We start from the raw sequence: 23349 nt of genomic DNA, 5'->3' as shown, positions 1-23349 counted from the left end.
CTTGGATCCAATTATACGACTTGCTTGTTTTATTTTATTGCTTATTGGTTTAACAATAAGCAATTGGTTTTTTATTGTTGTAGTACCATTGTTTTTGGTAATATTTAGGTGTTATTGTAGTTTCTCTTCAGTTTTGCCATTGTTAATGCGTTTACGCTGGTTTTTTTTATCTTTATTAGTTCTACACGCTTTCCATAATCTTGCTGTTTTAATAATTATTGTTTTAGCGTCTCATTTATTAATGTTTACCACTTCAATTCAACAACTGGTTGCTGCTTTATTGTGGTGGTTATATCCAGTTAAAAAACTAGGTTTTGAGACTGAAAGATTCGCAGTTAGACTGAGTCTAATTTTTGAAACTGTAGAATCTGTGCAAAAACTTCAAGTCAACCCTATCAAAAACATAACTGAAACTGTCAGCAATTTATTTATACAAATATTGGATCATGCTGAAACCACTCCATTAGTTAGTTTAGAAATAGCAGAAACGAAATCACCGCCTGTATGGCAATGGATTTATCCAGTTTTATTGATGATTGGTTGTTTGATTATATAAAATCCCAGTAAGGCATTCATTAGTGCCATTTTAGAATACTTCTTTATATTTTCTAGTCTTATCGGTGCTGCTATTATTTTTTTTTGTTTTAACAGTCGCGCTCGCGTTGTACCTTCTAGTAAGGGTGTTGTTGGTGTAATCCATTTCTTGTCATCATAAAATGCAAGATTGGCAATTGATGTATCTGTTATAAATCCATTTTTGATGATTAATATATCATCTGCTCCTCTTGCTCCTGCCTGTAATTGATTTAAAGCGTCTCTATTTAAGTATTTAAATTGATAATTAATATCATTAGCTATAACAGTTTGAAAGGTTTTAAATTGTCTATCTGTGTAGCTACTATATTGAATATCTTCAATTGTATTTGAATAAATAACACGACATTTATAAATACCATTTGTTGATGGAGCAACAATAAATTGTTTTAGATCAATGGTATTCGATTGGCTGTTAAAATGTTGTCTGGTATAATTTAGACGCTGGTTATGAAATTCTAAATGTTGTGGAATTCCATTGATAATTTTGATGGTTTCTAATAAAAATTGTTGATTTGACATATTGGTTGTACTAGTTATAAAAAGAGTCAATATATGATATAATAATAGCATTATGAATAATGCTACAATACTTTATCAAAACAGTGAAACTTATTTAAAACAATTACTCAAAAACCAATTGCCAACTGCTAGTAAATTTTTTCTGTTTGGTTCTAGGGCAAATGGTTCAGCCGGTTTTGCGTCAGATATTGATATTGGTATTTTGCCTCAAAAACCGTTGGATCATACAACCATTGCAAAACTACAGGAAATAATAGAAGAGTCTTTTATTCCTTATGATGTTGATTTGGTTGACTTTTCAAAAGTTTCCGAACAGTTTAAACAGCAAGCCCTGAAGAAAATTATTCCATGGAATTAAAACTAAAAGTTTTTAAACAAAGTTTAGAAGGTTTTGACTATCTAGCAAATGTGGATTATAAACTCTTAGAAGGAGTGCTGGATCCACGTCTTATTGATGGCTTGGAAAATGGTTTGGTGCAAAAATTTGAAATTGTCACAGAACAAAGCTGGAAATTAATTAAAACATTGCTTCTCAAACACGAAGCGGTAGATACTAAAACACCAAAGCAAGCCATCAAAGCTTATTATACTGCTGGCTATATCAATGAAGATGATTATTTACTTTGGATACAAGCACTGAATGACAGAAACACACTAAGTCATCGTTATGATGAAGCAGCTTATCAACAAACTTTAGTTAAAATGTCTGAGTATGCAAGTTTTTTCAAAAGACTGGAAAAATTAGTAGAACAGCGATTAACTGATGTTTAATAATCCCGATTATTTTCCTCAATTATTCGCTCTACCAATGGCTTAAAAAAATTGATCAATATCTGAAATTCTTTTAATCTGCCTGATGTGCGTCGCCAGACAAAGCCTAAACGCCGGCTTGGTATTGGTGGTTTAAAATGGCGTATTTCTAAGTCATTTTGTTGATATGCTTCTCTAGTTAAACTAGTTACTGGTAATAAGGTGATGCCAAAACCATTGGCTACCATTTGAGTTAGTGTTCCTAAGCTACTTGCTTGTACTTGAGTTTGTTCTTTAGCTCCCATTTGTTTGCATACTGATAGTGCATGTTGTCGTAAACAATGCCCATCCTCTAATAGCAATACTTGTTGTTCTGCTAATGTACTTTCAGTAATTACCTTTTGTTTGCAGAGCGGATGTTTGCTTGGCATTGCTACTACAAATGGTTCTTCTGCAATGTCTTGGCTCATTAAATCGCCAATCTCAATTGGTAAAGCTAATAAGGCTAAATCTAATTGCCCTTCACGTAGCCGCTGTAATAATAAATAGGTTTTTTCTTCTTGTAAGATTAAGGATAAATCTGGATAGGCTTGGCGTAATTTAGGTAATATCTTTGGTAACAAGTATGGACCAATCGTTGGAATAACGCCTAAAGATAGAGGATTTGTAAGCGGCTCACAATTGGATTGTGCAGTTTCAATTAATTCATTCACATCACCTAAAATAAATCGCGCTCGTTGAATAATTTCATTGCCTAAAGGCGTTATTAACACTCGCTGCTTATTGCGTTCTATTAATGAGATTCCTAAATTTTCTTCCAGTGATTGAATTTGTAAGCTTAATGCTGGTTGACTAATACAACAATTTTCTGCCGCTTTACCAAAATGTAATGTATCTGCAACAGCGATTAAATAACGTAATTGTTTAAGGGTAATATTCATGAAGTAAAAAAAACCTGACAGGTTTTAAAAACCTGTCAGGTTTATTGGAGGAGGGAGAAAAAAGGGGAAGATGTGATTTACATCATGCCGCCCATACCGCCCATACCGCCCATGCCGCCCATGTCACCCATTCCGCCCGGCATTGCTGCTGGTTCGTCTTTAGGTAAATCGGCAATCATAGCTCCTGTAGTAATCATTAAACTTGCTATAGATGCAGCGTTTTGTAAGGCTGAACGAGTAACTTTAGTTGGATCTAAAATACCCATTTCTACCATATCACCATATTCTCCAGTTGCAGCATTATAACCGTAATTGCCTTCACCTTGTGCAACTTGGTTTAAAACAACTGAACTTTCTTCGCCGGCGTTTTTCACGATTTGACGTAATGGTTCTTCCATTGCGCGACGAGCTATTTTGATACCCATGTCTTGATCATGGTTCTCGCCTTTAAGATCAGTAAATCCATTTAAAGCACGTACTAAAGCAACACCACCACCGGGTACAACGCCTTCTTCTACAGCAGCGCGAGTTGCATGTAAAGCATCTTCAACACGAGCTTTCTTTTCTTTCATTTCAACTTCAGTAGCAGCACCAACTTTAATTACTGCAACACCACCAGCTAATTTAGCAACGCGCTCTTGTAATTTTTCTTTATCATAATCAGAAGTTGCGCTTTCAATTTGACTGCGAATTTGATTTACACGATCACTGATTTGTTGAGCTTCACCAGCACCATCAATAATAATTGTAGTATCTTTAGAAATAGTAATACGTTTAGCACTACCTAAAGATTCAACAGTTGCAGTTTCTAAACTTAAACCAACTTCTTCAGAAATTACTTGCCCACCAGTTAAGATAGCAATATCTTGTAACATTGCTTTACGACGATCACCAAATCCCGGAGCTTTAACAGCAGCTACTTTAACAATACCACGAATATTGTTAAGTACTAAAGTTGCAAGAGCTTCACCTTCAATATCTTCAGCGATAATCAATAAAGATCTGCTACCTTTAGCGGCAGCTTCTAACATAGGTAATAATTCACGAATGTTAGAGATTTTTTTGTCATGTAACAGAACAAAAGGAGCTTCTAATTCTGCTGTCATAGCTTGTTGATCGTTAACAAAATATGGTGATAAGTAACCACGATCAAACTGCATACCTTCAACAACATCAAGTTCGTTATCTAAGGCAGAACCTTCTTCAACGGTAATAACACCTTCTTTACCTACTTTTTCCATAGCTTGAGCTATGATATCACCGATAACTTTATCAGAGTTAGCAGAAATAGTACCTACTTGAGCAATTGCTTTCTCATCAGTACAAGGTTTAGATAATTTTTTAAGTTCTTCAGTTGCAGCAATAAGAGCTTTATCAATCCCACGTTTTAAATCCATAGGATTCATGCCAGCGGCAACTGATTTTAAACCTTCTTTTACAATAGCTTGAGCTAATACGGTAGCAGTAGTAGTACCATCACCAGCTTTATCAGAGGTTTGGGAAGCTACTTCCTTAACCATCTGTGCGCCCATGTTCTCAAATTTATTTTCTAATTCAATTTCTTTAGCTACTGAAACACCATCTTTAGTAATGGTAGGAGCACCAAAAGATTTATCTAATACTACATTACGTCCTTTAGGACCTAGGGTTATTTTAACTGCATCAGCAAGAATATTAACACCTTGGAGCATTCTTTGACGAGCATCATCAGCAAAACGTACTTCTTTAGCGGCCATTTGATTTTATCCTTTTATTATTATTAAGCTTCAATGATACCCGTGATGTCTTCTTCACGCATAACTAGTAATTCTTCACCATCAACTTTGACTTCAGTGCCGGCATATTTACCAAATAACACGGTATCACCTACTTGAACATCAAGAGGGCGTACATCGCCATTATCCATAATTTTACCTTTACCAACGGCTAATATTTTACCGCGTACAGGTTTTTCGGTAGCTGAATCAGGAATTACGATTCCACCAGCACTGACTTTTTCTTCATCGAGACGTTTCACAATCACACGGTCGTGTAAAGGACGAATTTGCATATATGTTCCTATGTTAAAAATTTTTTACTGAGCTTTAATTGGTGCTATGTATAAGGACATCATTTATAATCTCAAGGTTTATTTGTAATAAATTTTATTTTTTAAATGATTAATAGAAGTTTTGAGAATTTTTTGCGCGGTATTAATAGGACTTGGATTGAGGATCAGACTGATGACTGGTTAATAAGATTTTATATTTATATATTAAATGAGAATTATTTATCTAATACTAAAATTGTTTTTTTATTGAAAACTAAACCAATTTTACGTTTAACTACTAATGAAATAGTCTCTTTTTATAATCGCCTTGGTCATATACAAGCATATTTACCTAATAACAATGATTTAGAATATCCGACAATTAAAGATTGTTTTATACAAGATAAAAAAACTTTACACTTTTTAAAGGACTTAGGTTTGACTACTCCACAAGAACATGATGAAATTCAATATTATATATTGCCTAAATATAAAACAGAACAGGATATATCAGAGGCTGTTATTTTTAATGATTTTGAAAAAATTTTGCAATCTTTTTTAAGTCTTTCATCACCGCAACAAAAATTTAGTTATCTACAACAATTACAAAAATATCCTTTTTGTTATGCAGATAAATTATTGTTAGCAAGCGAGATTTATTGCAATAGTTTAACTCATTATTTTCAGGATTATCCAAGTGTTTATTTTTTAAACGATAAGTTTTATTCTGCCTTTTTCAATTTATATGGTAAAAATATTTTAAAGAACTTTTTCAAGGGTTTAGGCATTTCTGACTTACCTCGACGGATTAAAATAAAAACAGAATTATCAGCACTGGAAAGACATGATATTCATCAAGGATATTGCAGCAATGATTATTCTCATTTGATTGAATATAGTTATGATTATGATTTAGAAGGATTAAATAATTTTTTAGCGACAATGAATTTTGATAAGTCTAAATTATTATGGCAATTATTATTAAATAAAATTGTAGCAGCAAAAGGTAAGGAAATTTTTAAAGGGCAATATAATTGGTTTTATCGCGATAACAAATATTATTATTTTGATGCTAAATTTTTAATCAGTTTACGCGATACGGAATGGCTTTATAATCAAGATTTGCAGTGTTTGAAAGCTAATGATATTAAATTAGCAGACTTAAATTCTAGTTATAACACAAATAGTTATGCTGCCAAAATTTTAATTGAGAAGTTAAAAATTGCTAGTGCTAAAAGTAGTAAACTAGTACTTTTAGAAAAGCAATTTACAGAAAGAATAGCAAAACAATCTCAAATTGAAACACTTCAATCTCGTATTGCTGTAACTGAGAAATATAGTGTTGCATGGTTTAATGATTTATTGAATTTGGAAAATTTACTTGATAAAAGTTTTATCTGGGAATCATTAAAAATTGCTTTTCAACAATTAAATAGTCAAGATAACTTACAAGAAACTTTTTATTCTGATATTGAGTTTATTTATGGTCCACCGGGAACTGGTAAAACAACGTTTTTAGTTAAAGAAAAAATCATTCCTTTAGCTGAGCAGAATAAAAAAATTTTAGTTTTGACTCCTACCAATAAAGCGGCAGATTTGTTAGTTAAAAAAACTATAGAGTTTGCTAGTAATAAAATAAGTAAAAAGCTAATTCGTATTGGTATAAGTTCAGATACAGAAATTGAGGCAGTTAAAGCTAAGAAGTATGATTCTAGTAAATCATCTATTGTTGTTACTACAATTGCTAAATTTTTATATGATCATAGCTTGGATTATCATTGGGATATTGTTATATTTGATGAGGCTTCAATGATAATGTTAGCGCAAATTATTTATGTGTTATATAAACCTAGTAAATTTATAATTGCTGGTGATCCATTTCAAATTCCGCCTGTAGTTTTAGCCAAGGAGTGGCAGGATGAAAATATTTATAGCTTTTTAAAATTAAAAAAATTTAAATCTAACAAAACTTCATTAATGCGACAATATCGCAGCCTTCCTGCTATTGGTAGCTTGTTTAGTAAATTTAGTTATAATGGATTAATCAGCCATCATCGACAAGCAGCGTCTCAAAAACCATTAAAGTTTAATGGCGTGAATTTAACTGAAATCAGCGTCATAAAATTTCCAATCAAAAAGAAACATCAGTTATATAAGCCGCATAGTTTAAATAAAAATAGTACTTATCATATTTATTCCGCTTTACTGTGTTTAGAATTAACTTTGTCTCTAGTTGCAGAATGTAAAAAGCAAAAAGCGAAATGGAAAATTGGAATAATTTGTCCATATTTAGCCCAAGCAAATTTAATAGAAAAGATGATTAATGCGCAATATGATATTAATGAAAATATAACGATATTGATAGGAACTATCCATAAATTTCAAGGAGATGAATTTGATATTATTTTAAGCGTATTTAATCCTCCAAAAACCATAAGCAAAAACATAATTTTGAATAAGCAACATATTTTAAATGTTGCTATTAGCCGCGCTAAGGATTATCTAATTTTGTTGATACCAGATATTGAGGGAATAGAACAGATAAAACGACTAGAGACAACATTAGAAGATAAACAAATTAAAGCTAATACTCAAAAATTTAAAGCGGCGGAAATAGAACAAATTTTATTTAAGCAAGCAAATTATATTGAACAAAATACAGAGATTTTACGCCATCAAAGTATCAATATTTATACTAAATCTACAACTAAATATATAATTAGCTTAGATGAAAAAGTGGTGGATGTGTTTGTTAATTAAAAAGGAAACCATATCATGAGCAATTTTATGTTAATGCCACCATCCAACCAGACATTTGCTGAACTTTTTAGTAACGGCACTAAATACAAAGTTCCTCGTTTTCAGCGTGATTATGCATGGGATCAGGAACAGTGGGAAGATTTATGGATTGATATCCAAGCACTTGATAAAGAAGATTCTCACTATATGGGCTATATCGTGTTGCTAAAGACAGGTGAACACGAATTTGAGATTATTGATGGGCAGCAACGACTGATAACATTGTCTTTAATTGTTATTGCTGTAATGAGAATAATACAATATTTCATAAATGATGGTATTGATAAAGAAAAAAATAGGCAGAGGTTAGCAGTATGGAGTGACCGTTTCTTAGGAACAAAAAGTGCAATTACCTTAATAGTAGAAAACAAACTATCACTGAATAGAAATAATCATCGACATTTTAGTAAGATAGCATCGAATTTAGAAACCTTAAAAGAGATAGGATTAAGTAAAACCAATGTACTGCTGAATACTGCTTTTGATTTTTTTGTGAGTAAATTTACAAGCAAAAATGCGACAGAATTGGCTATATTCATAGAAAAATTAGCAGATAAAATATTTTTCACAAAAATAATCACTCAAGACAGTATTAACGCCTATAAAATATTTGAAACTCTGAATGCAAGAGGCATTCAACTATCAACTCCAGATTTATTAAAAAATCATATTTTTTCAACATTAACCCAGAATGATGATGTAACAGATAATCATTTAAATAAGCTGGATGAAGACTGGTCTGTAATCATTAGCCAACTAGGTGAAAATAATTTTACGGATTTCATAAGTTACCATCATAATATACAAAAGCCACTGGTATCAAAAAGAGGACTTTTTAAGTCAATACAACAAATTGTCACAAAACCAATAGATGCTAGTCATTATTTAAAATCTCTGGGAGATTATGCGCCAGTTTATGCTGCACTTTTGAAGCCACATGATGAGTGGTGGAACACTTATAGTAATGAAAAAGAGAAGATCATACATTATTTGGAAGGCTTTAAATTATTTAAGATAAAACAACCCTTTTCTATGTTAATGGCAGCAATTTATCGTAAGTTTGCAGACCAAGAACTCATTAAGCTATTGAAGTATCTTTATATTTTATCTATTCGCTATAATGTGGTTTGCCGGTTTTCACCGAATGAACAGGATAATGCTTACAATAAAATTGCAATGAAAGTATTTGACCGTACTTATACTAGGGCAAGTCACATAAAAAATTGTGATGAATTTAAAAGTTTGTATCCTGATGACAATACATTTAAAAGTGCCTTTGAATATTTTAAATTACCAAGCAGGCAATCATCGAAAAAACTGCGATTTTTATTGGTAGAAATAGAGAACAATTTTGGCAGATCATTAAATTATTTAGATGTCAGATTAGAACATATTTGTCCATACAATCCAGAACAAGAATGGCATAAACACTTTGGCGAAGGTATTTTTGATATTTCAGATCGCCTTGGTAATATGGTGTTACTGGAAAAAGATGAATTAAAACGAGCTGATTTTGCCACTAAAAAATCAGCTTACTTAGAGACGAATTTTAATTTGGCAAAAAAAGTAGCTGAATATGATAGTTGGGATTTAGGCACGCTATACCATTACCAAACTTGGCTGGCAAAACAAGCGGTTAAAACTTGGCGAGTGGATTAATTCAGAAATTATGATATTATAAAATACTATTCATCATTCATAACAATATCTTTTATAAATAACAATTATGTGGAAATTCTTACATAAATTCTCATCACCTAAATATTTTTATTCTTTTTCTGGACGTTTAATACCGTGGGTTGGTTGGTTTTGTCTAGCTTTTATGCTGGCAGGTTTGATTGGTGGCTTAGTCTTAGCTCCAATGGATTATCAACAAAAAGATAGTTATCGTATTATTTTTATACACGTACCAGCAGCATGGATGTCTATGATGATTTATATGATCATGGCAATTGCTGGTGGTATTGGATTAGTTTGGCGTATTAAATTAGCTGAAGTCATTGCGGCAAGTTCTGCACCTATTGGTGCCTCATTTACTTTTTTAGCTTTAGTCACTGGTTCTTTATGGGGTAAGCCTATGTGGGGTGCTTGGTGGGTATGGGATGCTCGTTTAACTTCTGAGTTAATTTTGTTGTTTTTATATTTAGGAGTGATTGCGCTACATTCTGCAATTGAAGATAAACGTATAGCGGCGCGTGCTACTGCGGTATTAGCTTTAGTAGGTGTGGTCAATATTCCTATAATCCATTATTCTGTAGAATGGTGGAATACTTTACATCAAGGCGCAACTATTACGAAATTTGATGCCCCTTCTATTCATATTTCTATGTTGATACCATTATTATTAATGGCAGTGGCATTTAAACTGTATTATCTTTTAACAGTATTAATGCGTGCGCGTTGCGAAGTTTTAGAAAGAGAACGTAATAGTAGTTGGGTGCAGGCATTAGTTAAAAATACATAATATTCTTACTTTGTGAACTGAAAACTAAATGATATGCAACAAACAAAATTAAATTTGGAAATACCCCATTCCATTTTGGTGACACTTAAAATACCTAAAACACAATGGGTAGAATACTTACGTAAAAGCCTTGCGGTTGAACTTTATCGAGAAGGCAAACTTTCTCTTGGAAAAGCGAAAGAATTTGCTGGGCTATCTAATAAATGGGAAATGATTCAATTATTAAATGAACGTGGTGTCGATATTCATTATTCCGCAGATGATAGCATAAACGATTTAGAAACCTTAAATAAATTATTATCATGACTACTATTAAAGTAGTTTCTGATTCAACGCCGTTGATTGCTTTAGCACGAATAAATCGTTTTGATTTACTCCAAGAATTATTTGGAGAGATTGCGATTCCACCTGCTGTTTACGCTGAAGTAGTCACCGCCAGTAAGGGACGAGCTGGCAGTGAAGAGCTAAAAAATGCTGATTGGATTCATTGCTGTCAAGTCAGCAATAGTGATCTTGTAACTTTTTTAAAGATTTCACTGGATGATGGTGAAGCTGAGGCTATTGCTCTTGCGAAAGAAATTGATGCTGATCTGTTATTAATTGATGATGGTGATGGTCGTTATATAGCTGAATCAGTAAATATAGGATTGACTGGTACAGTTGGATTACTTCTTCGTTACTATCAAGGGCATCCTCAAAATGGCAAAAAAGCCTTAGATGAATTGCTAGCTCAAGGGTTTCGCTTAAGTAAAACAATATATGCCAAAATAGTAGAACAAATGCAATAATCTATGATTAAGATCATAAGGAAAAAACCAAAATGAAATCAACAATATTAACACTAACTATATTACCATTAGCAGCATATGCTTTTGGTCCATCAGGACCACCGGGTGATCCTTCTACTGCTATGTATAGTATTCCTGATGTTTGTCAGCGTTTGGAGTCTGGGGTGGCTGGTGAGAAGCGGGTTTTTCGTGGTCCAAGTTCTGCTCCGGGTACGAAAAGTGGTTGTAATTTGAATGAGTTAATGGATAAAGCCCCTGCTAAAGTTGCAGATGGGGTTAATCCAAATGAAGTTCCTGCTGGTAAAAAGTATTGGGGCTTAACTGATAGTTGGGGTTTACAAACTGGTACTATGCCTGTTCATGGTGCTAAGACTTATGTTCCTCAAGCGGCTGATCAGGCTATTGCCGCTGGTTATTATCAGGCGGGTGTTGTGAAAGGTGATGCTAATTTAAAGCCTGAAAATATTCGCGCTGGTGTTAGTATTTTTGGTGTGGTTGGTACTTATACTCCAAAACCTCAAACTCCAACTGCTGGTTCTACTTTTCGTGATACTTTGAAAGATGGTAGTTCTGGTCCAGATATGGTTATGATCCCTGCTGGTACTTTTAGAATGGGTGACATTCAAGGTGGTGGTGAGAGTAATGAACAACCAGTGCATTCTGTTTCTGTGGGGCAGTTTGCTATGGGGAAATTTGAAGTTACTGTTGGTGAATTTAGAAAATTTGTTAATGCAACTGGCTATAAGACTGATGGAGAAAAGCAAAATAGTTGTTATGTATATAAGGATGGTTCATGGAGTTCTCAAGAAGGTGCTAATTGGCAGAATCTTAATTTTTCTCAAAATGATAATCATCCAGTCACATGTGTAAGTTGGAATGATGGAACTGCTTATGTAGAATGGCTAACTAATCAAACCGGTAAACAATATCGTTTGCCTACTGAGGCTGAGTGGGAATATGCAGCTAGAGCAGGTACGGAGACTAAATATTGGTGGGGTAATGAGATTGGTACAAATAACGGCGTGTGTAATTCTAATTGTGGAGATAGTTTTGATTATACATCACCAGTAGGGTCTTTTGCAGCTAATCAATTTGGTTTATATGATACTGTAGGTAATTTATGGGAGTGGACTTGCTCAGAATGGGCAAATCCATATAATGGTAAAGAAGCTGTTTATTTAAGCAAAAATAATGCCAATAATGATAGCAGTTTGTCCCTTCGCGGCGGCTCGTGGAACGACGGCGCGAGGAACGTGCGCTCGGCTTTCCGCAACGGGGGCAAGCCGGCGAACCGCGGCAACGACGTGGGCTTCCGGGTCTCCAGGCTATAACCCTTTTTACTTTATCCCTTTTACCCTTTTTAAATTATTTTTAATAATAAGGCAATAATCAAGAAAATCAAGGTACTAATTGTCTGTACCTTGATTTTTTTGATTTTCTTGATTAGCTTGATTACTGGAGTTCAAAGCAAAGCTTTGAACTCGTGATATTCTGAAAATTCTAAAATCCTGTAAATCCTGATTCAGACAATTTTAAATAAAAGTGTTGATGAATTATTTGAAGCAGCTAAATTACAGAGTGATGAAGATATATAATAGCCAATAAACCCAAACAGGATTCAAAAAATGAAAATATACATAATATACCTAATATTATTAATATCACCCACCATATTATCAGCAGCAAATAACATTGATAGCAACAATAAATATGCTTGGTCAACTAATAGTGGTTGGATTGATTTTAATTCAAATCATGCTAAAGTTCAGGTATTTCCTGATCACTTAGAAGGTTATGCTTGGGCTGAAAATATTGGTTGGTTACAATTAAACGGTGACACTTGGAAAGTAAGTCATGATGGGCAAGGTAATTTGTCTGGTTATGCGTGGAATCAAAATTTTGGTTGGGTAATGTTTAAATCCGATCATTCTCAAGTTAAAATTAACTTAGAAACTGGTGAATTTTCTGGTGAAGCATGGTCAGAATTAACTGGTTGGATCAGATTCAATGGCGAATCTTATAAAGTTCAAATGGTCTTACCAGCAGAACGATTAGATAGTGTTGGACAAGCCATAATAATAGCCGCTGGAGGTTCTGACAATAATAGTTTATATAAATTAAGCAATGGATATTAATCTTGATCTTTATCAAGAAGATGAATTACTAGACTATAATTTTTTTGATCCTGAAACAGAATTAAAAGCTGCTTTTGAGCAAGCGGCAACTAAATTAACAACTGGACAACAATTTATCTTTTTTCTACATGGACATGCAAGCCCCAACAACTTCTTGATAATGAACAATTCTCAACTATCAGCCACATACCTAAAACAATTGCTAGACATGTTACCAACTGATATACAACAAATTTTAATCCTAGATAGTTGTTACAGTGGCTCCTTTTTAGGTACTGACAAAGCAGCCATAATAAATTTTAATGGCACTGGCATTTAAATTGTATTAAAATAAAAATCATTAAAAAAACATAAAGGAGTTAATATGTGCGGTATTATTGCTGCAATAGCACAACGTAATGTTGTTCCAATTCTGATTGAAGGCTTAAAGCGTTTAGAATATCGTGGTTACGATTCTGCCGGCTTCGCTACAATTAATGAGCAACAGCTTGAAACTCTAAAAGTTTTAGGCAAAGTAAATGAATTAGAAACAAAAGTTAATAATACTAATTTATCTTCACCTATAGGTATAGCTCATACTCGCTGGGCAACTCATGGCAAGCCTAGTGAAATCAATTCGCATCCACATACTTCTAAGGATAAAATAGCGGTTGTTCATAATGGTATTATTGAAAATCATGCCGAATTACGTAAGCAATTAGAAGAAAAAGGTTATGAATTTGAATCAGATACTGATACTGAGGTTATAGCTCATCAAATTCATTATTATATTGATCAAGGTAAAAATTTGTATGCCGCTGTTTCTGATACTTTAAAAATATTGGAAGGTAGTTATGGTATTGCAGTAATTAGTTCTGATGAACCAGATCATCTGATAGCGGCACGACATGGTAGCCCATTAATTATTGGACTTGGAATCGGTGAATGCTTTGTTGCATCTGATGTACAAGCTTTAACTTCTGTAACACAGCGAATTATTTACTTAGAAGATGGTGATTTAGTTGAATTACAGCGCGATAAGATCAATATTACTGATGCCTCTGGTAATCCTGTAACACGTGCAGAACAATTAAGTCAATTACGAGGTGGTTCGACAGATCGTGGTGAATATCGCCACTACATGCAAAAGGAAATGTTTGAACAACCTCAAGCTATTATTGATACATTAGAAGGTCGTATTCATAATGGACATGTTGCAGAAGCCGCTTTGGGACCCAATGCTGAGACTTTATTAGAAAATATTGATTCTGTTAGAATTATTGCTTGTGGTACTAGTTATCATGCTGGATTAGTAGCTAGTTATTGGTTGGAAAGTGTAGCTAAAATACAATGTACAGTTGAAATTGCAAGTGAATTCCGCTATCGTCAACCTTTACCAACACCTAATACTTTAGTAGTTACTTTATCTCAATCTGGTGAAACTGCTGACACTTTAGCCGCTTTAGAAGAAACTAAACGTTTAGGTTTTGGTCCAAGTCTGAGTATTTGTAATGTCGCAGAAAGTTCATTAGTACGAGCATCTGATATGGTGTTAATGACTTATGCTGGTCCAGAAATTGGTGTTGCTTCAACAAAAGCTTTTACAACTCAATTAGTTGCATTGTTAATGTTGACAGTTATATTAGGTCGTCGTCGCGGCAGTATAAGTAGTGAACAAGAACAAGAAATTGTTAAAGCGATGCTATCTATACCAAAACAGATTGAAAAAGTCTTAGAACTAAATGATCCAATAGAAGAAATAGCAGAACAATTCGCAGATAAACGACATAGTCTATTTTTAGGTAGAGGGATTCAATACCCAATAGCAATGGAAGGAGCTTTAAAACTCAAAGAAATTTCTTACATTCATGCCGAAGCCTATCCAGCAGGTGAACTAAAACATGGACCTTTAGCATTAGTAGATGCAGACATGCCAGTAATAGCAGTGGCACCAAATAATTCCTTACAAGAAAAACTGAAATCAAACTTACAAGAAGTGGAAGCTAGAGGAGGGCAATTATTAATTTTTGCCAACCATCAAGCAATCATGAAAAATTCAGAATATATTCAAGTACTTCAACTAGGAGAAATTGAAGAAATTATTTCACCAATAATTTACACAATTCCTTTACAATTATTATCATATCATGTAGCTTTAATTAAAGGTACAGATGTTGATCAGCCTCGCAATTTAGCTAAGTCTGTTACTGTGGAATAAAAAGACCTGACAGGTTTTAAAAACCTGTCAGGTCTTAAAAAAGATGGTGGGCCTGGTAGGACTCGAACCTACGACCAATCGATTATGAGTCGATTGCTCTAACCAACTGAGCTACAGGCCCTAAATTTTAAAAATCGAACGCATTCTATCACGTCGTTTAAAATAATACAAGTCTTAATTTCAAAATTTGTTAATATAATTCTTTTTTATTTACAAATTTTAAGATTTTTATGTTAAAAGCTTCTCGTTATATTGGACTTATTGATAAATATCGTGATTATTTACCCATAAAAGACGATACTCGTATTATTAGTTTAACCGAAGGTAATACGCCCCTTATACGTCTTCATAATATCCCTAAAATTTTAGGGATAGATGTTGATATTTACGTAAAATATGAAGGCTTAAATCCTACCGGTTCCTTTAAAGACCGTGGTATGACTATGGCTATTACTAAGGCTGTTGAAGCAGGTAGTAAAGCTACCGTTTGCGCCTCTACTGGTAATACCTCTGCTAGTGCCGCTGCTTATAGTGCTAGAGCCGGTATTACTTCATTTGTACTTATTCCTGAAGGTAAAATTGCTCAAGGTAAATTGGCGCAGGCTATGATGCACGGTGCCATTATACTTCAAATTAAAGGTAATTTTGATGATGGTATGCGATTAGTAAAAGAAGTTGCAGATCATGCACCTATTACTATTGTTAATTCTATTAACCCATATCGTTTACAAGGTCAAAAAACCGCCGCTTTTGAAATTATTGAAGCACTTGGTAGAGCACCTGATTACCATTGCCTGCCTGTGGGTAATGCTGGTAATATCAGTGCTTATTGGATGGGATTTAGTGAATTTTCAAATAAACAGCCGAAAATGTGTGGTTATCAAGCCAGTGGTGCCGCGCCATTTTTACGTGGTAAACCAGTAGAAAATCCTGAAACTATCGCAACTGCTATTCGTATTGGTAATCCACAAAGTTGGGATAAAGCAGTAACCGCTCAACAAGATTCTGGTGGTTGGTTTGATGAATTTTCTGATGAAGAAATTTTAGCAGCACAAAAATTATTAGCAGAAAAAGAAGGTATTTTTTGTGAACCTGCATCAGCAATTTCAATCGCAGGTGCGATAAAAGATATAAAAAGTGGTAGAATTCCAGAAGGAAGTGTTATAACTTGTACACTGACTGGGCATGGTTTAAAAGATCCTGACACTGCAATTAGTCAAAGCACAGCTCCTTTAATTAAGATCAAAGCTCAACTTGAAGAAGTTAAAGCGGCGATTTTGCAGAATATGGATTAATTTCAACTCAATATAAGGCATTAACAATGAATTATTTTAGTAAGAGTTTCATCAGCAGTTTCTTATTGTTATTTTTATCTGTTCCATTTCTCAATACCGCTGTGGCGGCAAGCGATTATAGAATCATTAGCGATTATAGGGTACATGTACGTATTAGCCCATATCGTTATGCTCGTTTGACTAAAAAGTTGCGAATTGGTACTATTATTAAAGAAATTAAACGTTCCGCAGCACCTGCAAAGATTCGTTCAGTTTTAGATTATTGGTATAAAATTAAAACTTCAGATGGTAAAAAAGGCTGGATTTTTGGTAAAAAATTTAGTAATTTTGATACTTCACAACGCGCTCAAGCATACCTTGAACTAGTACAAAAACAATTACAAGCTAATTTAACTGTCTCTAAACAGATGGAATTGACAGATTTTCTGTTTACAGCTCAGAATCAGATCAAATATCCCGCTGATATTGCCGCTGAATTAGCATTATTACATTTATCATCTCTACAAACCGCAATTCATAAACTTGATGTTAATAAATCCTATTTAGCTCCTTATCGCCGTTGGGTAGAAAGACAGCAACAAAGATACTTGATTTATTTTGATGAAGTTCAAGATACATGGCTTATTAATTCTCAGACATATTGGGATTTGCATGATAAATATTATCAATTACCAATTTCAGATGAAATTGCATGGGCTGCTATAGAAAATGGTTTTGGTGGAGAATGTGAAGGTTTTTTTGAATGTGAATTTCAACGAGTTTATGATACTAGCGGTAAATATTTGAAATTTCATCCTACTGGTAAATATGCTAATCAAGCATTAGACAATATCACTAAGTTTATTGGTTCATCTAAAACTCCTGTACGATTACCACAAGAAGATTTTGAATATTTGCAAATGCAAATTTCAATGTTACAGCAGGTAATTAAAAAAACCAATTATCAACAAAAACAGAAACTGTTAAATCAAATCAGTCAAATAGCAGCTTTAATTAAGCCAGAATAAAAATATATAGATGAGCATATTTTTTGCTCATCTAAAACATATTTAAAACCACATTTCACAATGAATAACAATATAAATAAACTAAATGCAGCTCATATTAAGGAAGATATTTTAAAGCATTTACGTCATACAGTTGCCAAACCATCGCAAACGGCAACTGAATTAGATTGGTTTAATGCTCTTGCTTATACTCTAAATGATTATCTAACTGAACATTGGATGACTACTATTGATGAATATCGTAAGCAAAATGCTAAAAGAGTATATTATTTGTCATTAGAATTTTTAACTGGACGATTTTTAGTAAAAAATTTATTAAATTTAGGTATTTATGATCAGTGTGATCAAGTCTTAAAGGAATTAGGGCTTTCATTAGAAAAATTGTCTGATTTAGAACCTGATCCAGCTCTTGGTAATGGTGGTTTAGGACGTTTAGCCGCTTGTTTCCTAGATTCAATGGCGAGTTTAAATTTACCCGGATATGGTTATGGTATTCGTTATGAGTATGGTATGTTTTATCAACGTATTCATGATGGATTTCAATTAGAACAACCTGATAATTGGTTGCGCTATAACAATCCTTGGGAATTTCCACGCCCTGAATTATTATATCATATTCGTTTTGGTGGCAATATTGTTGAGTATGATAATGATCAAGGATATAAAAGTTATCATTGGAAAAATACTGATGACGTAATGGCTATGGCTTATGATACGCCAATGCAAGGTTATGGCACTTCTAATGTTAATTATATGCGTCTTTGGGCGGCTAAATCTTCACGCGAATTTGATTTAGACTGCTTTAATGTCGGTGAATATGTTAAAGCTGTTGAAGATAAAAATGATTCTGAGAATTTGTCTAAAGTCTTATATCCTGATGATAGCACACAAATGGGGCGTGAATTACGATTACGCCAAGAATATTTCTTTATCTCAGCCTCAATACAAGACATTATTCGCCGCTATTTATTAAATAATGATGATATTCGCAATTTAGCAGATCATATTGCGATTCAACTTAATGATACTCATCCAGTATTAGCTATACCTGAATTATTACGCTTATTATTAGATAATTATCATCTTTCTTGGAATGAAGCATGGAATATTAGTCGCAATATTTTTGGATATACCAATCACACTCTATTACCTGAAGCCTTAGAAACATGGTCAGTTAATTTATTAGAAAAATTATTACCCCGCCATTTAGTAATTATTTATCAAATAAATCATGAGTTTTTACAACAAGTTCGTTCGCGTTATCCCGATGATATAGATATATTAAGACGTATGTCTATTATTGGTGAAGATGGTGAAAGACATATTCGTATGAGTCATTTGGCTATTATTGGTAGTCATAAAGTCAATGGGGTAGCAGAATTGCACACCCATTTAATGAAAACTACATTATTTAATGACTTTGACCGTTTATATCCCGATAAAATTATCAACAAGACTAACGGTATTACTCCACGTCGCTGGCTTGAAGAGGCGAATACAGAATTAACACAGTTAATTAATAATCGCATTGGTAGTGGTTGGAGAAAAGATCTTGCTGAGCTGAAAAACTTAATACCATTAGCAAATGATGAGAATTTTTGCGCTGAATTTAAACAAATTAAGCACAACAATAAGCAAAAACTCGCAGATTTTATTCAACAAAAATTAGGTATTGAAATTAATCCTAATTCCATGTTTGATGTGCAAATCAAGCGTATGCACGAATATAAGCGGCAATTGCTGAATATCTTGCATGTTATTACTTTGTATAATCGTATTCGTGCAAATCCTGAAATTGATATAGTGCCACGCACTGTGATTTTTGCTGGTAAAGCAGCTGCTGGTTATATGATGGCAAAATTAATCATTAAATTAATTAATAGTGTCGCCGATGTTGTTAATAATGATCTAATCGTAGCTGGGCGTTTAAAAGTAGTATTTATTCCTAATTATGATGTTTCCAATGCCTTAAAAATTATTCCAGCCGCTGATTTATCAGAACAAATTTCTACCGCCGGTTTAGAAGCATCAGGCACTGGCAATATGAAACTGGCTTTAAATGGTGCTTTAACCATTGGTACATTAGATGGTGCTAATATAGAAATTCGTGAAGAAGTTGGTGCAGATAATTTTTTCATTTTTGGTTTAACCACTGAAGGTGTAGCATCATTGCGGCAACAAGGCTATCATTCTTGGGATTATTATCATGCAAATAAAGAACTGAAACAAGTATTAGATATGATAAGTTCAGGATATTTCTTGCCAAGTGAACCGTCAATTTTTCAATCAATTGTTGACGCGCTGACATATGACAATGATAATTTTATGTTATTAGCAGACTATGAAGACTATATCAAATGCCAACAACGAGTTGATGATTTGTATAAAAATCAACAAGAATGGACACGTAAAACAATATTAAATGTAGCAAATATGGGTAAATTCTCCTCTGATCGTACTATTAAAGAATATTCCGATGAAATTTGGGGATTAAAACCAACCCCTATTGATAATATGTGATATTATCAATAGGGGTTATTAATCGGAGACCCTTTATGTCACGCACATTTAATATTAACTTAGTATTAAGCATAGTACTAGTTTTAAGTCATCAATCAGCTTTTGCAGCAAATAAATATGGTGCAATTGCTTATTCTAGCTCAACTGGCGCACATGGTTATTCTTATAATTATAAGAATCAATATTCTGCAAAGAGACGAGCAATACGTTTATGTCGAATACGCGCAAGCAAAAAAGATTGCAAAGTAATCGTTGGATTTAAAAATGGTTGCGGCGCACTCGCTAAAGGCTATAATGGTAAATTTGGCTTCGGTTCGGGTGTTCAAAGAACAACAGCTAAACGTCATGCTTTAAATGTATGTAGCCGCTATACGAATCGTTGCCGTGTTATTCGTACAGTATGTACTAATAGATAATTTTATGTTAGTTGATTCACATTGCCATTTAGATTTAATTAAAAATAGTAATCCAGAAACTCTGGTTGCTGATGCTCAAGCTCAAGGTGTGAGCTATTTTTTAACTGTTGCTATTAATTTGGATCATGTTCCTACTTTATTAGATATTACCCAACGTATGGATAATGTCTATACATCAGTAGGTATTCATCCAACTACTGATCCAGATTTGACTGTTGATGTTGATACACTTATCAATTTAGCTGATGATGCCAAGGTTATTGCCATAGGCGAAACTGGTTTAGATTATTTTCGTAATGAAGGTGATTTAAGTTGGCAACAACAGCGTTTTCGCAGACATATTCAAGCAGCTAAAGAAATTGATAAACCCTTGATTATTCATACTCGTGATGCAGCAGAAGATACTTTGCGAATTTTAAGTGAGGAAAATGCAGCTGCAGTTGGTGGCATCATGCACTGTTTTGTTGAAAATTGGGAAGTGGCTCAAAAAGCTATGGATATGGGATTTTATATTTCTTTTTCCGGCATTGTCACTTTTAAAAGTGCCAAACAGATACAAGATGTCGCCAAAAAAATGCCTTTAGATCGTATGTTGGTAGAAACAGATTCACCTTATTTAGCTCCAGTGCCATATCGTGGCAAAACCAATCAACCAGCTTATGTACGACATGTAGCTGAATATATTGCTAATTTAAGGCAAGATAGTTTTGATAATATTGCACAAGCAACCACAAATAATTTCTTGCAATTAAATAGCAAATATATTAAAGTGTAATATTAAATATTATTAAGTACTAATAAAGAATTTATGCCTAAAGAAGATAACATTGAAATGGATGGTACAGTTGTAGAAACTTTGCCTAATACTACATTCCGTGTCAAATTAGAAAATGACCATATTGTTACTGCGCATATTTCAGGAAGAATGCGTAAACATTATATCCGCATATTAACAGGTGATAAAGTCACAGTACAATTAACACCTTATGATCTCACTAAAGGGCGTATAACTTATCGCGCTCGCTAATTATTTATTTCACCTCACTTTCACATAATCTTTACAGAATTTAGTATAATCATAAGCTTTTAACCTAAAAAAGGAGAAGCTTATGCCAAAAAATGCTTTTTATGCCCAATCCGGTGGTGTTACAGCCGTTATTAATGCTAGTGCTTGTGGTGTTATTGAAACCGCGCGTCAACATCCAGATAAAATCGGAAAAGTCTATGCTGGGCGTAATGGTATTATTGGAGCTTTAACAGAAGATTTAATTGATACTAGTCAAGAATCTGATGCTGATATTGCTGCTTTACGTCATACACCATCTGGAGCTTTTGGCTCTTGCCGTTTTAAATTAAAAGGTTTAGAAGAAAGCAAGGCTGAATATGAGCGTTTAATTGAAGTGTTTAAGGCACATGATATTGGTTATTTTTTCTATAATGGTGGTGGGGATTCTCAAGATACTTCACATAAAATATCACAAATTGGCGAAAAAATGGGTTATCCAATCACTTGTGTTGGTGTACCAAAGACTGTTGATAATGATTTGCCAATTACTGATAACTGCCCGGGTTTTGGTTCAGTAGCTAAATATGTAGCAGTTTCTATTCGTGAAGCTAGTTTTGATGTAGCCTCAATGGCAAAAACTTCAACCAAGATTTTTGTCATGGAAGTAATGGGCAGACATGCTGGTTGGATTGCTGCTGCTGGTGGTATAGCCGCAGAAAAAGAAGGTGATGCACCACATATTATTTTATTCCCTGAAATTACTTTTGATCAAGAAAAATTCTTAGCAAAAGTAGATCATGCTGTTAAAACTTACGGTTATTGTTCGATTGTAGTTTCAGAAGGTGTTAAAAATGCTGAAGGTACATTTTTAGCTGAAGCTGGCGGTAAAGATGCGTTTGGACATGCTCAATTAGGCGGTGTAGCTCCAGTAGTTGCCCAAATGATTAAAGATAATTTAGGATATAAATATCATTGGGCAGTAGCTGATTATTTACAACGCGCTGCTCGTCACATTGCATCTAAAACAGATGTTGAACAAGCATATGCTTTAGGTAAAGCCGCTGTAGAATTAGCAGTAGCTGGTAAAAATGCAGTAATGCCAACAGTAGTACGTACATCTAATAATCCATATACTTGGGAAATTGGCTCAGCAGATTTAGCTGATGTGGCTAATGTTGAAAAAATGATGCCAACAGAATATATTTCTGAAGATGGTTTTGGTATTACTGAAGCTTGCCGTGAATATTTACAACCATTGATTTTAGGAGAAGACTATCCTCCATATAAAGATGGTTTACCACAATATGTCGAATTGAAAAATGTCGGCATAGCGAAAAAATTAGCTAGTACTTATGAATTGAAATAAGTCTAAATCGTAGCAAAACCTGTCAGGTTTTCAAAACCTGACAGATTTAACCATCACTTTTAACCATCTCAATGATTTCATTTTTCACAAACAGTAAATTCTTATAAATCCCTTTCAAATCTTCTATATTTGTACAATTAAAAGTTCTACTGACAAAATATTGGTATTTATGTTTTTCAAACCTTTCTAAAATAACAAAATTCCAATTTTCTCCTATAATATAAGCACCCTTTATAGTATTCCAATTATTTAGCTCTACTGCACTTATCAGTTCTGCTAAAAGTTGTGGTTGTGGATCGTCATTTTTTTTTGATTTTTTAAATTCTTGAATAAAAAAATAAGGTTTTTTACTATATTTAAGACCACTTGATACTAAAAAGTCAGTTATCCCATTAAATATAAATTTCTCGGTTTTATAAATTAGACTTTGTTCGTAAAAGTTTCTTATTTCTTCATCAAATAAAAAGAAATCTACTTTATTTATAATTGGTGCAATAACATTTATTGTTAGATCTTCTTC

Annotated in this window: 24 protein-coding genes and 1 tRNA gene; 19 read left to right on the top strand and 6 right to left on the bottom strand. The window is 33.6% G+C overall.

Going from position 1 to position 23349, the window contains the following annotated elements; genetic code table 11:
* Window position 1: 1 nt before the first annotated feature.
* The gene (locus tag BHU68_RS11205) at window positions 2-556 is read left to right on the top strand and encodes a hypothetical protein (RefSeq protein WP_141699463.1); all 555 of its coding nucleotides are present in this window, start codon (window positions 2-4) and stop codon (window positions 554-556) included.
* Here BHU68_RS11205 and BHU68_RS11200 read toward each other — a convergent pair.
* Window positions 517-1116: an aminotransferase class IV gene (locus tag BHU68_RS11200; protein WP_069470354.1), complete on the bottom strand. Its 600-nt coding sequence runs from the start codon at window positions 1114-1116 to the stop codon at window positions 517-519. The two genes, BHU68_RS11205 and BHU68_RS11200, sit on opposite strands and share 40 nt — an antisense overlap.
* A 52-nt stretch (window positions 1117-1168) precedes the next feature.
* On the opposite strand from BHU68_RS11200, the gene BHU68_RS11195 reads away from it, so the two are divergent.
* Both BHU68_RS11195 and BHU68_RS11190 read left to right on the top strand, forming a co-directional pair.
* Complete coding sequence (locus BHU68_RS11195) at window positions 1169-1474, top strand: nucleotidyltransferase family protein (protein WP_069470252.1); 306 nt, start codon at window positions 1169-1171, stop codon at window positions 1472-1474.
* A complete protein-coding gene (locus BHU68_RS11190; RefSeq protein ID WP_069470253.1) occupies window positions 1465-1887 on the top strand; it encodes an HI0074 family nucleotidyltransferase substrate-binding subunit in 423 nt (140 codons plus the stop codon). The genes BHU68_RS11195 and BHU68_RS11190 overlap by 10 nt, the downstream gene beginning before the upstream one ends.
* Here BHU68_RS11190 and BHU68_RS11185 read toward each other — a convergent pair.
* The 3 genes from BHU68_RS11185 to groES all read right to left on the bottom strand — a co-directional run bounded on the left by BHU68_RS11185 (window position 1884) and on the right by groES (window position 4857).
* Window positions 1884-2807 (bottom strand): LysR substrate-binding domain-containing protein, encoded by a 924-nt coding sequence (locus BHU68_RS11185; RefSeq protein WP_069470254.1) that lies wholly within the window; start codon window positions 2805-2807, stop codon window positions 1884-1886. The two genes, BHU68_RS11190 and BHU68_RS11185, sit on opposite strands and share 4 nt — an antisense overlap.
* Window positions 2808-2884: 77 nt before the next feature.
* Window positions 2885-4543 carry a chaperonin GroEL gene (gene groL / locus BHU68_RS11180; protein ID WP_069470255.1) on the bottom strand — a complete coding sequence of 553 codons (1659 nt, stop codon included), beginning with the start codon at window positions 4541-4543 and terminating at the stop codon, window positions 2885-2887.
* 23 nt (window positions 4544-4566) lie between these two features.
* Window positions 4567-4857, bottom strand: a complete 291-nt coding sequence (gene groES, locus BHU68_RS11175) for a co-chaperone GroES (protein WP_069470256.1) — start codon at window positions 4855-4857, stop codon at window positions 4567-4569.
* 105 nt (window positions 4858-4962) lie between these two features.
* Between groES and BHU68_RS11170 the strand changes: the two genes are divergently transcribed.
* From BHU68_RS11170 to glmS, 9 genes are all read left to right on the top strand, one after another.
* On the top strand, window positions 4963-7596 hold the full coding sequence (locus BHU68_RS11170) for a DEAD/DEAH box helicase (protein WP_069470257.1): 2634 nt from the start codon (window positions 4963-4965) through the stop codon (window positions 7594-7596).
* A 15-nt stretch (window positions 7597-7611) separates the two neighbouring features.
* Entirely contained in the window at window positions 7612-9294 is a 1683-nt protein-coding gene (locus tag BHU68_RS11165) for a DUF262 domain-containing protein (protein ID WP_216092577.1), read from the top strand.
* A gap of 67 nt (window positions 9295-9361) precedes the next feature.
* Window positions 9362-10099 (top strand): heme ABC transporter permease, encoded by a 738-nt coding sequence (locus BHU68_RS11160; RefSeq protein ID WP_069470258.1) that lies wholly within the window; start codon window positions 9362-9364, stop codon window positions 10097-10099.
* 33 nt (window positions 10100-10132) lie between these two features.
* Window positions 10133-10405 (top strand): UPF0175 family protein, encoded by a 273-nt coding sequence (locus BHU68_RS11155; protein ID WP_069470259.1) that lies wholly within the window; start codon window positions 10133-10135, stop codon window positions 10403-10405.
* Window positions 10402-10887 (top strand): DUF3368 domain-containing protein, encoded by a 486-nt coding sequence (locus BHU68_RS11150; protein ID WP_083234136.1) that lies wholly within the window; start codon window positions 10402-10404, stop codon window positions 10885-10887. Before BHU68_RS11155 ends, BHU68_RS11150 begins: the two co-directional genes overlap by 4 nt.
* 32 nt (window positions 10888-10919) lie before the next feature.
* Window positions 10920-12218 (top strand): formylglycine-generating enzyme family protein, encoded by a 1299-nt coding sequence (locus BHU68_RS11145; RefSeq protein WP_069470260.1) that lies wholly within the window; start codon window positions 10920-10922, stop codon window positions 12216-12218.
* 294 nt (window positions 12219-12512) lie between these two features.
* On the top strand, window positions 12513-13022 hold the full coding sequence (locus BHU68_RS11140) for a hypothetical protein (protein WP_069470261.1): 510 nt from the start codon (window positions 12513-12515) through the stop codon (window positions 13020-13022).
* Window positions 13012-13341, top strand: a complete 330-nt coding sequence (locus BHU68_RS11135) for a hypothetical protein (protein ID WP_069470262.1) — start codon at window positions 13012-13014, stop codon at window positions 13339-13341. Before BHU68_RS11140 ends, BHU68_RS11135 begins: the two co-directional genes overlap by 11 nt.
* Before the next feature lie 45 nt (window positions 13342-13386).
* Entirely contained in the window at window positions 13387-15219 is a 1833-nt protein-coding gene (gene glmS / locus BHU68_RS11130) for a glutamine--fructose-6-phosphate transaminase (isomerizing) (protein ID WP_069470263.1), read from the top strand.
* 44 nt (window positions 15220-15263) lie between these two features.
* Here glmS and BHU68_RS11125 read toward each other — a convergent pair.
* Window positions 15264-15340: transfer RNA gene (locus tag BHU68_RS11125), tRNA-Ile, on the bottom strand.
* Window positions 15341-15449: 109 nt separating this feature from the next.
* On the opposite strand from BHU68_RS11125, the gene thrC reads away from it, so the two are divergent.
* The 7 genes from thrC (at window position 15450) to BHU68_RS11090 (ending at window position 22829) form a co-directional block, all read left to right on the top strand.
* Entirely contained in the window at window positions 15450-16514 is a 1065-nt protein-coding gene (gene thrC / locus BHU68_RS11120) for a threonine synthase (protein ID WP_069470264.1), read from the top strand.
* 26 nt (window positions 16515-16540) lie between these two features.
* A complete protein-coding gene (locus tag BHU68_RS11115; RefSeq protein WP_069470265.1) occupies window positions 16541-17521 on the top strand; it encodes an SH3 domain-containing protein in 981 nt (326 codons plus the stop codon).
* A gap of 60 nt (window positions 17522-17581) precedes the next feature.
* Window positions 17582-20041, top strand: a complete 2460-nt coding sequence (locus BHU68_RS11110) for a glycogen/starch/alpha-glucan phosphorylase (RefSeq protein WP_069470266.1) — start codon at window positions 17582-17584, stop codon at window positions 20039-20041.
* Between the two features lie 35 nt (window positions 20042-20076).
* Complete coding sequence (locus tag BHU68_RS11105) at window positions 20077-20457, top strand: DUF4189 domain-containing protein (RefSeq protein ID WP_069470267.1); 381 nt, start codon at window positions 20077-20079, stop codon at window positions 20455-20457.
* Window positions 20458-20461: 4 nt separating this feature from the next.
* A complete protein-coding gene (locus BHU68_RS11100; RefSeq protein WP_069470268.1) occupies window positions 20462-21232 on the top strand; it encodes a TatD family hydrolase in 771 nt (256 codons plus the stop codon).
* 33 nt (window positions 21233-21265) lie between these two features.
* Window positions 21266-21484, top strand: coding sequence for a translation initiation factor IF-1 (gene infA, locus BHU68_RS11095; protein ID WP_069470269.1), 219 nt, complete (start codon window positions 21266-21268; stop codon window positions 21482-21484).
* Between the two features lie 82 nt (window positions 21485-21566).
* Window positions 21567-22829, top strand: coding sequence for a 6-phosphofructokinase (locus BHU68_RS11090; RefSeq protein WP_069470270.1), 1263 nt, complete (start codon window positions 21567-21569; stop codon window positions 22827-22829).
* Window positions 22830-22875: 46 nt separating this feature from the next.
* On the opposite strand, the gene BHU68_RS17325 is transcribed toward BHU68_RS11090, so the two are convergent.
* Window positions 22876-23349, bottom strand: a 474-nt coding sequence (locus tag BHU68_RS17325) for a hypothetical protein (RefSeq protein WP_216115528.1), incomplete at its 5' end; no start/stop codon positions are given.

It is taken from the genome of Candidatus Marithrix sp. Canyon 246 (assembly GCF_001723685.1).
Classification (GTDB): Bacteria; Pseudomonadota; Gammaproteobacteria; order Beggiatoales; family Beggiatoaceae; genus Marithrix.
This window is presented reverse-complemented; position numbering and strand designations above follow the sequence as displayed.